The organism is Sphingobacterium sp. G1-14, from assembly GCF_002196555.1.
GTDB classification, from domain to species: domain Bacteria; phylum Bacteroidota; class Bacteroidia; order Sphingobacteriales; family Sphingobacteriaceae; genus Sphingobacterium; species Sphingobacterium siyangense.
Genome location: NZ_CP021381.1, coordinates 4,072,465 through 4,084,547 on the forward strand (window position 1 = coordinate 4,072,465; position 12,083 = coordinate 4,084,547).

13 protein-coding genes are annotated in these 12,083 nt (G+C 37.6%); 9 read left to right on the forward strand and 4 right to left on the reverse strand.

The window, feature by feature from the left end; translation table 11 throughout:
* Positions 1-822 precede the first annotated feature (822 nt).
* Complete coding sequence (locus CBM24_RS17600) at positions 823-1,443, forward strand: hypothetical protein (protein WP_088162159.1); 621 nt, start codon at positions 823-825, stop codon at positions 1,441-1,443.
* A 160-nt stretch (positions 1,444-1,603) separates the two neighbouring features.
* Here CBM24_RS17600 and CBM24_RS17605 read toward each other — a convergent pair whose 3' ends face one another.
* Complete coding sequence (locus CBM24_RS17605) at positions 1,604-2,083, reverse strand: SRPBCC family protein (protein WP_088162160.1); 480 nt, start codon at positions 2,081-2,083, stop codon at positions 1,604-1,606.
* Positions 2,084-2,198: 115 nt separating this feature from the next.
* On the opposite strand from CBM24_RS17605, the gene CBM24_RS17610 reads away from it, so the two are divergent.
* A complete protein-coding gene (locus CBM24_RS17610; protein WP_088162161.1) occupies positions 2,199-2,699 on the forward strand; it encodes a GNAT family N-acetyltransferase in 501 nt (166 codons plus the stop codon).
* Between the two features lie 57 nt (positions 2,700-2,756).
* Positions 2,757-3,557: a metallophosphoesterase gene (locus CBM24_RS17615; protein WP_198385936.1), complete on the forward strand. Its 801-nt coding sequence runs from the start codon at positions 2,757-2,759 to the stop codon at positions 3,555-3,557.
* Between the two features lie 31 nt (positions 3,558-3,588).
* Here CBM24_RS17615 and CBM24_RS17620 read toward each other — a convergent pair whose 3' ends face one another.
* Positions 3,589-4,170, reverse strand: a complete 582-nt coding sequence (locus CBM24_RS17620) for a TetR/AcrR family transcriptional regulator (protein ID WP_088162163.1) — start codon at positions 4,168-4,170, stop codon at positions 3,589-3,591.
* A gap of 61 nt (positions 4,171-4,231) precedes the next feature.
* Between CBM24_RS17620 and CBM24_RS17625 the strand changes: the two genes are divergently transcribed.
* Positions 4,232-4,417, forward strand: coding sequence for a hypothetical protein (locus CBM24_RS17625; protein ID WP_088162164.1), 186 nt, complete (start codon positions 4,232-4,234; stop codon positions 4,415-4,417).
* An 827-nt stretch (positions 4,418-5,244) separates the two neighbouring features.
* Here the strand turns inward: CBM24_RS17625 and CBM24_RS17635 are convergent.
* A complete protein-coding gene (locus tag CBM24_RS17635) occupies positions 5,245-5,670 on the reverse strand; it encodes a cold-shock protein (RefSeq protein ID WP_075993311.1) in 426 nt (141 codons plus the stop codon).
* 371 nt (positions 5,671-6,041) lie between these two features.
* Here CBM24_RS17635 and CBM24_RS17640 point away from each other — a divergent pair, with 371 nt between their 5' ends.
* Positions 6,042-6,323 (forward strand): GNAT family N-acetyltransferase, encoded by a 282-nt coding sequence (locus tag CBM24_RS17640; RefSeq protein ID WP_070565582.1) that lies wholly within the window; start codon positions 6,042-6,044, stop codon positions 6,321-6,323.
* A gap of 53 nt (positions 6,324-6,376) precedes the next feature.
* On the opposite strand, the gene leuS is transcribed toward CBM24_RS17640, so the two are convergent.
* Complete coding sequence (gene leuS, locus CBM24_RS17645; RefSeq protein WP_088162166.1) at positions 6,377-9,160, reverse strand: leucine--tRNA ligase; 2,784 nt, start codon at positions 9,158-9,160, stop codon at positions 6,377-6,379.
* A gap of 218 nt (positions 9,161-9,378) precedes the next feature.
* On the opposite strand from leuS, the gene CBM24_RS17650 reads away from it, so the two are divergent.
* From CBM24_RS17650 to truB, 4 genes are read left to right on the forward strand one after another with little or no spacing between them, the layout of a single operon-like run.
* Positions 9,379-10,257, forward strand: coding sequence for a cell division protein FtsX (locus CBM24_RS17650; protein ID WP_046674489.1), 879 nt, complete (start codon positions 9,379-9,381; stop codon positions 10,255-10,257).
* A 2-nt stretch (positions 10,258-10,259) separates the two neighbouring features.
* A complete protein-coding gene (locus CBM24_RS17655) occupies positions 10,260-10,499 on the forward strand; it encodes a DUF3098 domain-containing protein (protein ID WP_075993313.1) in 240 nt (79 codons plus the stop codon).
* 22 nt (positions 10,500-10,521) lie between these two features.
* On the forward strand, positions 10,522-11,316 hold the full coding sequence (locus tag CBM24_RS17660; RefSeq protein ID WP_088162167.1) for an undecaprenyl-diphosphate phosphatase: 795 nt from the start codon (positions 10,522-10,524) through the stop codon (positions 11,314-11,316).
* Between the two features lie 9 nt (positions 11,317-11,325).
* A complete protein-coding gene (gene truB / locus CBM24_RS17665) occupies positions 11,326-12,048 on the forward strand; it encodes a tRNA pseudouridine(55) synthase TruB (RefSeq protein WP_088162168.1) in 723 nt (240 codons plus the stop codon).
* The last annotated feature ends 35 nt before the right edge of the window (positions 12,049-12,083 follow it).

A 12,083-nucleotide genomic window follows, 5' to 3' on the forward strand; every position in this document is an offset into this window, starting at 1 on the left:
TTATTCATGGATAGCGCTAAAGCGGGCATTCCCTCCAGTGCCGGATACAAAAAAATACAGGAGACCACAATCTTTAAATTCTTCATGTGTATTGTACAGTTCGAGGTCACAGTTCCCGCCATTAACGATGGCCACCTATCCAAAGGAGCATCCATGCAGCAGAGCGCGCACTTGTACTTAACTATAATTTCTCTAGCGCTTCTACCAAGATCATGCGAAACGTTTCGCCCCCCAAGCAAGTCCATTTGCAAAGACCACTTCATTAAGAGTAAGCAAACACCGGATTTAACACCATTTTAATTCGATCTAAGACAACATCTCTACACAATCACCCGTTTACTTACAATTTGAATAAAATTACTTAGAACGAGTAATAACAACCTTTCTTCAAAACTATAGGATGATATAAAAAACTTGTCCGCTACATAGACACACAACTCCCGCCTGAATCGATCTGCGGCGACCGAGACCAACCATCCAAATCACCCGACTTAATTCTAGCCCTCTTTTAATAGATTTAAGACATCTTCTCCGAGTAAAGCACCTTACGGTCACTCAAGAAAAAAAGAAGCAAAAACGAACTTAAAACAACCTTCACAGCATCGGACCAGCACTGGAATGTGATGAGTTAGACACCCCTTTCGGTATAGCCAATAGCGTCAAAAAACAACAAAATAAATCAATAAGAAGATTTAATACAGCTAAATAAACAGAATAGCCTTAAGTAAAACATTACAACTAAAACTACCCAAATCCATTAAAATCAAATTCGCACAGAACAAAACAAACGCTTTTATTATATTTAAGTTTTCCCAACAAACCATGAGTAACACCCCCTCTTTATCGAGATCATTTTTAAAAGCAGAACTTGTAAAAATCAGGAAAACCCGCAATGTAATCATTGGTATATTCCTCGCGATGTTCGTTTTTTGTTACGGATTTTTTCTGGTGTCTTTTTTTCAGAAATGGTCGGACAGTGAAGACAGGCTATCGTTTTTTTACAAATCACTCCCTACCCTATCCTTTCTTTTCGCTTACCTAGGCTTTGCGTTCGGCCTGTTGAGTTGGATAGCTTACATTAAAAACCAAAAATTCATCCATGCACTACAACAACTGAACGACGATGATCTTGATATCTACCAACAATATAGCAGAAGGCTGGTCCGCATCTTTTCAGCTATCTCCCCATATCTTTTTTGTGAAAATGAAATTTTATTTTTCCCATTCATTGGAAACAAACAGATCCCAATTAGTCAAATCCATCGCATTGAAACAAAAATCATAAGAAACTACCGGGGGCCCAACAGCTATCGCATCTATTTCTATAATGAATTCAACAAAATCTATCAGGTCACCATGAATCAGAAAGGAGCTTTTGATTTCTTACAGGAGCAACTTCGGAAGGAAAATCCAACGATAGTTGTTGTCGCTAGAAACCATTAAACACATACGAGTTTTCAGATAATTCAGCGAAAAAGCGGAGCATCCCCATATCATCGCTCATTGAACTGCTAAATGTGATCCAGTTAAAAAATTCAGTCCTATGCTTCTCGCGAAAACCAACAGTCGACACCTACAACCTATCGCTTATTCCCAAAGAAAACTAGACTGGAAGATACAGCCGATATTTACCCGACTCAGCAACTTCTTTGATCACCTGGTTTCTTTCTTCCAGAAAGCGCAACATGTATCGGGTTAAAAATAGCCATTCTGCAAGCCTTCCCAGAACCCCGAGAGGAGCCTTAAAATTGAACACATCGCGCATTAATACTTTACCATGTTCCAGTTCCTTGAAAATATGCTGGTGATCCATCGAATGAAACACTCCTTGAGTCATTCGATCTTCGAAAAAATGAGGTTTTTCCATCGCTGTTATCTGTACAGTTAATGTTTGCTTTACGCCAAGATGCCTTGCACGCCAACGCACATGCTGACCTACCTCGATTAATCCTGTCGTCACCCCATCAATTGCCTTCTCCCCAGTTTTCTTTGTCGAATACATATGCAGATCAATACTACGTGCCAAGTCAAAAACAACCGATAAAGGAGCTTCTATAATTGTATCTAAAATAAGTTGCGGCATAATACTCTTTTAATATATTTCGCACGAATTTCGTAAAATTCAGTAATTTCTTTAGGATCGGGCTCGAGAATTTTCTAAATTGATTTACCTTCAGAACGGCAACTAGACAATAATCATGATAACACTACTTCAATTCGAAAAATCAGATTTTTCGCTTTTTAAGTCATGGATTCGATCAGCAGAGGAACTATTACAGTTCGCAGGACCGTATTTTTCGTTTCCGCTTACCGATTACCAACTTGAAAAATACATTCAAGACCCAAAGCGAAACGCCTTTAAAATAATCGACACAGCAACCAAAGAAATTATCGGCCACTGCGAATTAAGCTTCGAACGGGACATTCCAAGACTTTGCCGCATCCTAATTGCAAAAAGTTCCGAACGAAATAAAGGTTATGGCAAGAGCACTGTGAACACACTCCTCAGACGGCTTTTTATTGAAGGCAATTATGAAACAGCCGATTTAAATGTTTATGACTGGAATCACAATGCAATCCGATGTTATGAATCCGTAGGTTTTCGGATTAACGAAAATATGATTTCGGAAGTAACAATTGGCAACGAAACCTGGAAAAGCCTTAACATGAAGATTAGCAAATCTGACTGGAAAAGTTAATTTAGCACCATGAAAAATAAGCGAAAATTAAAGTATATAGCGATTTACTTATTCGTAATGGGTGCATTACTCGGTTTTTACAGCTGGAAAATCGAGCCACATTGGGTAAAATATGAGCAGATCAATCTAACTGTAAAACATTTACCACAAGCATTGCAAGGAAAGTCATTGATCCAAATCTCGGACATCCATATTGGCAACTACGTGGATAAAGATTTTATAAAAAGAACCTTTCAGGAAATCGCGGCATTAAAGCCCGATATCATGGTATACACCGGCGACTTTGTACGTCTTGTCCATAATAAAATTCCCTTAGAAGAACTCGATGAAGTCATGCAAGATGCCCCAAAAGGCAAACTTCAAACATTGGCAATTCTAGGAAATCATGACTATGGAAAGAATTTTCAGGACAGTGCAGCGGCAGATTCAATCGTTAGCCTACTCAATGGATATTCAATAAAAGTATTGAGAAATGAAAGCGTAATAACCCAAGGATTAAGAATATTCGGTATAGATGACTTTTGGGGAACGAACTTTGACCTTATAAAGGCCATGAAAGACTATAATCAATCTCAAGCCAGTTTAGTTTTATGTCACAATCCGGATGCCGCAGACCTCGACGGCTGGAATGGATACAATGGCTGGATACTGGCAGGACACACGCATGCTGGCCAAGTAAGAATTCCTTTTTGGGGCTCCCCAATTATTCCCGTAAAAAATAAAAACTACGATCAAGGAATCAAGAAAATAAGCGGAGACAGAACATTGTATATCAACCGCGGACTGGGCCACAGCATCCCCATCAGATTCAACGCTCGACCCGAGGTTACCATTTTCACATTAAGGAAAGAACAATAATTCAAGGATCGATCCAATTTGCCCCGTTCCTTTAAATAAGATATGGATAAAAGGCCGTGTGAATCGTCTGTCTATAATCTTCCAGTGGATTTCCATCTCGGTGTGCCCCCAAAACAGCATAGCTTGAGCTCCAAAAATCTGAAATGATAAAAAGTTGGCGCACGAACCCCTGTAAATTTACCAAGGGTATATCAGAACGAAACATGCCTAACTCAGCGTAATACAAAAATAGAGAGACAAGTTGCTCTTCACGCTGTGCCACCAAATTTCTGTAAGCCTCTGCAATACTGGGGATCCAGTTGCAAATTTCGACAAAATTCTCAAAAATAAACCTGTATTTCGATATTAGCGCATAAGAGCCATCAATAAAACTATCCAGCACCTGACGAAATGTGCTTGCATCATCTTCAGGTTTCAAAATCATATTTTCATACTCGTTTTGCAATAATTGGAAAAGTTGAAAAATAATATCCTCGGTATGTTTAAAATGATAATGAAGATTACCGGCACTTATATTCAGCTCCTGAGCAATTTGACGCGTTGTTACCGTACGTATACCATCACGATTGTAAAGCTTCAACGCACCCACAATAATTTTTTCTTTCGTATTCATGATGTAAAATTAGAACAATTGTTCTAATTTCGCATCATGAACTAAAAATAAGATCATATACATGGAAAAATCAACGGGAAATTGGCTAAAAAGGCAATACATCGAATTAAAACAAACTTTAATTCCAGCTCATCCAAACGACAGTTCTTGGAAGAAATTCGGTAAACAGACTGCTTTCTTTATGTTTTTAACTTTAATGGCATGTGGTGCTATAGCAATGTTAATCGCCATCTCCTTCGCTCATTAAGTAGGGAGCTGTTTGACGACTTATTTATCTTCTACTGGTTTTGTTGGTTCTTTATTCGATTTACTCGGGCTAATCATTTCCCTATCCCCTTCCTGAACGACTGGCTGACTGATTTCGTTTTTGTACCGATCATTATCCATTGCTCATCTATCGTGGGTAGTTATGTATTCAACAATGGCAGAGCCCATGGTTATCCGCTTTACCAAATCTGGATAATTTCATTCTTCACCTCCTTACTTTTTGAATGGATCATGCCTCAATGTACCACTTATAATACCGGAGATATTGCTGACGTCGCAGCTTACTTTACCGGAGGGTTATTTTATTTCTGTTTCCATCAATCCTTCTATATCGAAAAAAATCATCAACTTATCCAAGAGAGAAACAATAAGCAGAAATTTACCTTATAAATTCTTAGAAGACAACGTAGAATCAACAGCATTTAAGGCAAAATATCACAAAACGACAAGGGTAACCTCAGAAGGACAGCATAAAAAGTATACAAATCACGTAAAAAGTAGACAGATCACATCAAAATTAGATCAACGACATATTCACAATAAAGGGGAATTCTAAAAATTGAACTTTTTCTGTAAAGGTAATCGTGAAATTATACCGGTAGGGAAAAACTCTTTTCGCTCTCAAGAGCGATTAATGAAAGCGATTTAAACGCTGAAACTGCAGGAAGCCTCTCTTTATAAAGAATACCATTAGCGGGAAAGCAGGCATTCGAATAAATGTAAAAAACCTTTGTTTGACTCCAAATACCCTGACATCAAACAAAAGGCCTTATAATCATCAATACTCGTTTAAGAGTACTTTTTCAGCTAATACTCGATCAAGACTTCAGTGACTTGAGCACCTTGTTTAGCACTTTTAAATTTAAACTTCACTTTCTGATTCAGGTTCAATTTCTGTCCAGCAAGACGGTCATTGAAATAAATAGATTGCTGAGTTTCGTTGTCTCTAATAAACCCATAGTTGGAGTCGTTATTGTAATGGACAACTTTTCCGAAGGAATACTCGTCATGATGATTTGAGGCCATGCTTGGACTCTCCCCTTCTTTCAATTTTATCGCAGGTCTATCTGAAATATTCCCATGTTCATCAACATAAGCAAACAATTCTTCCAAAGATTTCCCCTTGTCGTTGTTTGTTTTGTTGAATTCTTTTTTCTCAATTTTTTGTTGTTTTTTGAGTAGTTTCTTTTTTTCTCGTTCTTTTTTGTTAAATGTAATTTGGCTTTTGCTCATTCAATATGGATTAAAATAAATGTTCCCGAGGAGGTTACGGACCTTTAGAGCTTCGTTGAAAAGATAAAAATGCGATGTGTTCTAAGGAGATAATTGCAAAGGTACAAAAAATTCTTTAAAAAAGGGATATTGAGCGATCCTGTACAAAGTGATCTTAACCTGGAACCGATTCGTTTCTTCGACTTTAAACACGAATATCCAGTTCATAATTTTTTGTCTAAACCTAGTCGCGTACAATGGCCCCTGATAACAGTCAGTTATCTGAAGCCCATCGATCTTTCGATCTTTTTAAACAAGATTTATTTCGATCACAAAATTGAAAAATTCCATAAAACAAAAAGATCATTTGGACGTTATTTTTAAAAAAAACTATGGAAATAAGAAACATCGAAAGGGACGAAAGAGGCAATTTTATTGCAGAAGTTGAAAATAATGAAGCCGGAATTTTAGAGTATACCTGGCAAAACGATCATGAGTTTTCCATTGATCATACAGAAGTCTACGATGAGTATCAGGGAATGAGTGTGGGAAAAAAATTGGTACTGGAGGCTGTTGACTATGCCAGAAAGAATGACGCCAAAATTATCCCAAATTGTCCCTATGCGAAAGCTATCTTCGATAAAACAATAGCTTTTCAAGATGTATTGGCATAAAAAAGCCGTTTTATCCTATCGATAAAACGGCTTTTTATACTGTATTGAGTGGGTTAAATCACGATATTGATTATTTTTCCTTTGACAAAAATAATCTTTTTGATTGCCTTCCCATCTAAATGCCGTTGTACATCAGTATGTGCTCTAATCGTATCTTCTACTGCTTTTTGATCTAAATCAAGCGGTAATGATAAATTGAATTTCATCTTACCATTGAAAGATACCGGATAAGCAAATTCAGATTCAACCAAATATTCTGCCTTGAACACAGGATATGAAGCGTAAGAAAGTGTACCGGCGTCGTTACCCAACAGCGCCCACAACTCTTCCGTAATATGTGGTGCATAAGGCTGAAGAACAATGACGAGCTGTTCCAATATCTGTCTTTTATTGCATTTCAACTCAGTCAATTCATTGACACAGATCATAAATGCTGAAACAGAAGTATTGAATGAGAAACGTTCAATATCATCTTCCACCTTTTTGATAATTTTATGTAAGGCTTTAAACTCTGCTTTGGATGGATCTTCATTGGAAACACTAAAATTACCCTCAGCATCGTGGAACAGTCGCCATACTTTACGTAAGAACTTATAAACCCCTTCAATACCATTTGTATTCCAAGGCTTAGCCTGCTCCAAAGGCCCTAAAAACATTTCGTATAGACGCAATGTATCTGCTCCATAGGATTCGATAATATCATCAGGATTGACCACATTGAATTTGGATTTAGACATTTTCTCCACCTCACTACCGCAGATATACTTCCCATTTTCCAATACAAATTCAGCATTTGCAAAATCCGGCCTGAAGTTTTTGAATTTTTCCAAATCCAGCACATCATTATGAACAATATTCACGTCTACATGTAAAGGAATAGTTTTGTATTCATTTTTTAATCCATAAGACACAAATTGATTTGTACCTCTCCCTTCGTCATCAAGTACACGATACACAAAATTAGAGCGCCCTTGAATCATGCCTTGATTAATCAATTTGCGGAATGGCTCTTCCTCATTTTGGTAACCCAAATCTTTCAAGAACTTGTTCCAAAAACGCGAATACAACAAGTGTCCAGTAGCATGCTCAGAACCACCGATATATAAATCTACGGCTTTCCAATAATCCACAGCCTCTTTGGATGCAAAATTACCTTCATTTTTTGGATCCATATATCTAAACCAATACCATGAGGAGCCTGCCCATCCCGGCATCGTACTCAATTCATACTCATATTGATCTTCATATTTCCAATCTTTGGCCCTTCCCAATGGAGGTTCACCCGATTCCGTTGGTAAATATTTATCAACTTCGGGCAATAAGAGCGGTAATTCTTCTTCTTTAATTAAATAAGGTAATCCATTTTTAAAGTAGACAGGCACGGGTTCTCCCCAATAACGCTGACGCCCAAAAATAGCATCACGCATGCGGAAGTTTATTTTCGCTTTACCTAATTTTAATTCTTCCAATTTAGCAATCAAAGCAGGAACCGCCTCTTGGTAAGTCATACCATTGATAAAATCGGAATTGATGTATTTTCCGTCTTTATTTGGATCAGCTACTTCTTCAATATTTTGAGTATCCGAAATAGGAATAATAGGAAGAGTGAAATGTTTAGCAAACACATAGTCACGTTGATCGCCACTAGGAACAGCCATTACAGCACCTGTGCCATAACCAGCAAGTACATAATCCGCGATCCAAATCTGTACATCCTGTCCAGAAATTGGATGTTTAGCGTAAGAACCAGTAAAAGCACCAGAGACTGTTTTTGTATCAGCCATACGATCCAATTCAGATTTTTTCGAAGTTTTCTCGATATAGGCGTCTACTTCTGTTTGCTGCTCAGGGGTAGTCAATGCTGCAACCAATTCATGTTCTGGAGCCAAAACGACAAATGAAACACCATATATAGTATCTACACGCGTCGTAAACACTTCAATTGCTGTATTTAATTGTGGTACGGGAAATTTCACCGAGGCACCTACCGATTTTCCGATCCAGTTACGTTGCATTTCAACCAAAGGTTCTGGCCAATCAATGGTATCCAAACCTTTCAATAAACGATCCGCATAAGCAGTAATACGCATAGACCACTGCATCATCTTCTTTTGCTCCACAGGATAACCACCGCGCTCAGAGACACCGTTGATTACCTCGTCATTCGCTAATACCGTACCTAAAGCAGCACACCAGTTTACTGTACTTTCACGCAAATAAGCAATCCGATATTTCAACAATTCCCGCTGCTGTTTTTCTTCATCCAAAGATTTCCATTCGTCAGCGCTGAATTCCAAGACATCTTCATCCGAAACTGCTGAAATGCCAGTTGAACCACTTGCAACAAACCTCGCGATTAACGTTTCGATCGGTTCAGCTTTATCTGATTCCTTATTATACCAAGAATCAAACAATCTCATAAAAATCCATTGTGTCCATTTATAATATGACGGATCAGAAGTACGTACTTCTCTACTCCAATCATAAGAGAACCCAATGTTATCCATTTGCTCACGGTACCGATTGATATTTACCTCAGTCGTCACTGCAGGATGCTGACCAGTTTGAATGGCATATTGCTCTGCAGGAAGTCCAAAAGAATCATATCCCATCGGATGCAATACATTGAAACCTTTCAAACGTTTATATCTTGAAAAGATGTCCGAAGCAATATATCCCAGCGGGTGACCAACGTGCAGCCCCGCTCCGGAAGGATAAGGAAACATATCCAATACATAGTATTTTGGCTTTTGATGCGTATCGGACGTTTTATACGTTTGATGATCCGCCCAAAACTTTTGCCACTTTTTCTCTAATGATTTGTGATTATACTCCATTTTTATTCGTAAGGAATTTTTATGACTTGCGAAATTACGATTTTAATACTGAAATGTGATAAAAGTTTTGTAGTTTGAACAATAAATTATAGTATTGAAAAGTTAATTAAACATAGGAAGAAAACAGCCTTCGAATTGATTTTTATCAAAGTAATTACAAGATTAATTCGAAATCTTCCACTCAAATAGTTACTTTCGCAAATAAATTTTTGCTTATTATGTCAGAATACGAATTAAGCACACAAAAAAGAAAAACAAAATCTGTATATGTATCTACGGTTATCAGTATCGCTCTCGTGTTGTTGGTAACAGGTATGTTGGGATTACTCTTGGTGCACGCTAAAAATCTTTCGAAATACGTTAAGGAAAATATCGTCTTAAATGTCATCGTAAATGATGGCACAAGTGAAGGTGATGTCCTTTCTCTACAAAAAGACCTGGAAAAAGATCCCTACGTGCTTCGCACCGAATATATTAGTAAGGAATTGGCTGCAAAAAACTTGAAAGAAGATCTTGGTGAGGATTTCGTACAATATTTGGGACATAACCCACTTCTACCTTCTTTGGATGTTTACATGAAAGAGAATTATGCCAATACAGATAGCATTAAAACTTTTATTGAAAAGATCTCCAAAAACAATAAAATTAAAGAAGTTGTATACCAAGAGTCATTAATTGACATGGTCAACAAAAACGTACGCATCATCGGAATGATTGTTCTTGCTTTTGCGGTTATCTTATTGATTATCGCCGTAGCTTTAATCAACAATACGATACGTCTTGCGATCTATTCACAACGTTTCTTAATCAAAAGTATGCAATTGATTGGGGCTACTAAAAACTTTATTCGTAAACCATTTATAACGTATGGCATCATTCATGGTTTACTGGGATCTTTGATCGCGATTTTACTCCTCATTTTAACGCTGAAATTTGCACAACAGCAAATACCAGAACTGGTCTTTTTACGCAACTGGTTCGAATTTGCGGTGATCTTTTTAGGAGTAATCTTGATTGGAATTCTCATTTCGGGACTTAGCACCTATTTCGCAGTAACAAAATATTTAAAGGCACAATCTAACGATTTATACAGATAAAAATGGCTCAAATAAAGAAATCTACTGAATCAGTCAACAAAGGTTCATTTGTATTCTCCAAAGTAAATTACCAACTGTTCATAGCGAGTTTAGCTATTGTAATCATAGGCTTTACATTGATGTCTGGTGAAACTGATATCTATAGTTTTACCAAGATTACCTTGGCCCCTATTGTTGTTGTTCTCGGGTTTGCGATAGGATTTGCGGCAATTCTATACCGCCCCAAAAACAAATCCAACTAAAGCATAATCTTATTTCAAACAGATGTCTATTATTGAAGCTATCATCCTTGCTATCATTGAAGGATTAACGGAGTTTTTGCCTGTATCTTCGACAGGTCATATGATCATTGCTACTGCCTTAATGGGTATTCAACCATCGGCATTTGTCAAATTGTTTACAATTGTGATCCAGTTAGGCACCATATTATCCGTTCTGGTATTATACTACAAACGTTTTTTTAAAACGCTTTCATTTTATTACAAATTGGTTATTGCGGCGATTCCGGCCTCTGTGTTGGGCTTGCTATTCAACGATTATATTGATGCATTATTAGAGAGTCCTTTAATGGTCGCAGTGATGTTGGTAGTCGGCGGCGTAGTGCTACTTTTCGTTGACAAGTGGTTCAACAAACCAACTGTTGAAGATTCGGACAAGGTTTCCTACAAACAAGCTTTTATGATCGGGGTATACCAATGTCTTGCATTAATCCCGGGTACCTCAAGATCTGCAAGTACAATTATTGGCGGTATGGCTGAGAAACTAACCCGTAAAGCTGCTGCGGAATTTTCCTTTTTCCTTGCTTTGCCTATGATGTTTGGTGCTTCTGCAGTAAAGCTTTTAAAGTTTTTTAAAGAAGGTAACACCTTCACAGGAGAAGAACTTAATTTGCTTATTATTGGAAATCTAATTGGTTTCGTTGTTGCAATTGTAGCCATTAAGTCTTTTATTGGCTTTTTGACCAAATATGGTTTTAAAGCATTTGGTTGGTACCGAATCATCGTTGGTGTTATTATTCTTGCCCTCCTACTTTCGGGCCATAGTTTACAAATTATCTAAAATCTTCGGATGGAAAATATAGAGGTTAGTGAAAATTCAGCAAAGTTCAACTTTGCTGAAGGAGAAATGTTGTTGATCGATAAACCTTTAACATGGACAAGTTTTGATGTTGTTGGTAAAGTTAGAAACTCAATCAAGCCATTAAAATTAAAAGTCGGTCATGCAGGAACTCTAGATCCACTTGCGACCGGCCTGCTCATTGTCTGCACTGGCAAACTAACAAAAAAAATAGACAGCTACCAAGCTGAAGACAAAGAATATACAGGTTCGATCACATTAGGAGCGACAACGCCTTCTTACGATCTGGAAACAGAGATTGACGAAACATTTCCAATCGATCACATCACAGAGGAAATGATCTTCGAAGCAGCAAAATCCTTTGAAGGCGAAATTCAGCAGTTTCCTCCAGCCCATTCAGCCATAAAAATTAATGGTGAACGCGTCTATGAAAAGGCCCGTCGTGGCGAAGAGGTTGAAATAAAATCCCGCCAGGTACGCATCAATAGCTTTCTCATTGAAAAGATCGAGCTTCCCAACGTGTATTTTCGCATATCCTGTTCAAAAGGAACCTACATTAGATCATTGGCCTATGACTTTGGAAAAATCTTACAGAGTGGATCACATCTGAGTTCTTTAAGACGCACCAAAAGTGGAGATTATTCGGTAGAAAATGCCTGGAATCTAGAACAACTTATCGCTGAAATAAAACGTCATAAAGAAATCATTAAATAACTTTACCCTCCCATTTTATTGATTCTTTATCTTAT

What these genes read in the sequence shown, in the direction of transcription:
- CBM24_RS17640 (WP_070565582.1), top strand. Translation starts at nt 6,042, where the DNA reads ATGGAAATAAGAAACATCGAAAGGGACGAAAGAGGCAATTTTATTGCA.
- CBM24_RS17625 (WP_088162164.1), top strand. Translation starts at nt 4,232, where the DNA reads ATGGAAAAATCAACGGGAAATTGGCTAAAAAGGCAATACATCGAATTA.
- CBM24_RS17650 (WP_046674489.1), top strand. Translation starts at nt 9,379, where the DNA reads ATGTCAGAATACGAATTAAGCACACAAAAAAGAAAAACAAAATCTGTA.
- CBM24_RS17610 (WP_088162161.1), top strand. Translation starts at nt 2,199, where the DNA reads ATGATAACACTACTTCAATTCGAAAAATCAGATTTTTCGCTTTTTAAG.
- CBM24_RS17620 (WP_088162163.1), bottom strand. Translation starts at nt 4,170, where the DNA reads ATGAATACGAAAGAAAAAATTATTGTGGGTGCGTTGAAGCTTTACAAT.
- CBM24_RS17655 (WP_075993313.1), top strand. Translation starts at nt 10,260, where the DNA reads ATGGCTCAAATAAAGAAATCTACTGAATCAGTCAACAAAGGTTCATTT.
- CBM24_RS17600 (WP_088162159.1), top strand. Translation starts at nt 823, where the DNA reads ATGAGTAACACCCCCTCTTTATCGAGATCATTTTTAAAAGCAGAACTT.
- CBM24_RS17660 (WP_088162167.1), top strand. Translation starts at nt 10,522, where the DNA reads ATGTCTATTATTGAAGCTATCATCCTTGCTATCATTGAAGGATTAACG.
- CBM24_RS17635 (WP_075993311.1), bottom strand. Translation starts at nt 5,670, where the DNA reads ATGAGCAAAAGCCAAATTACATTTAACAAAAAAGAACGAGAAAAAAAG.
- truB (WP_088162168.1), top strand. Translation starts at nt 11,326, where the DNA reads ATGGAAAATATAGAGGTTAGTGAAAATTCAGCAAAGTTCAACTTTGCT.
- CBM24_RS17615 (WP_198385936.1), top strand. Translation starts at nt 2,757, where the DNA reads ATGGGTGCATTACTCGGTTTTTACAGCTGGAAAATCGAGCCACATTGG.
- leuS (WP_088162166.1), bottom strand. Translation starts at nt 9,160, where the DNA reads ATGGAGTATAATCACAAATCATTAGAGAAAAAGTGGCAAAAGTTTTGG.
- CBM24_RS17605 (WP_088162160.1), bottom strand. Translation starts at nt 2,083, where the DNA reads ATGCCGCAACTTATTTTAGATACAATTATAGAAGCTCCTTTATCGGTT.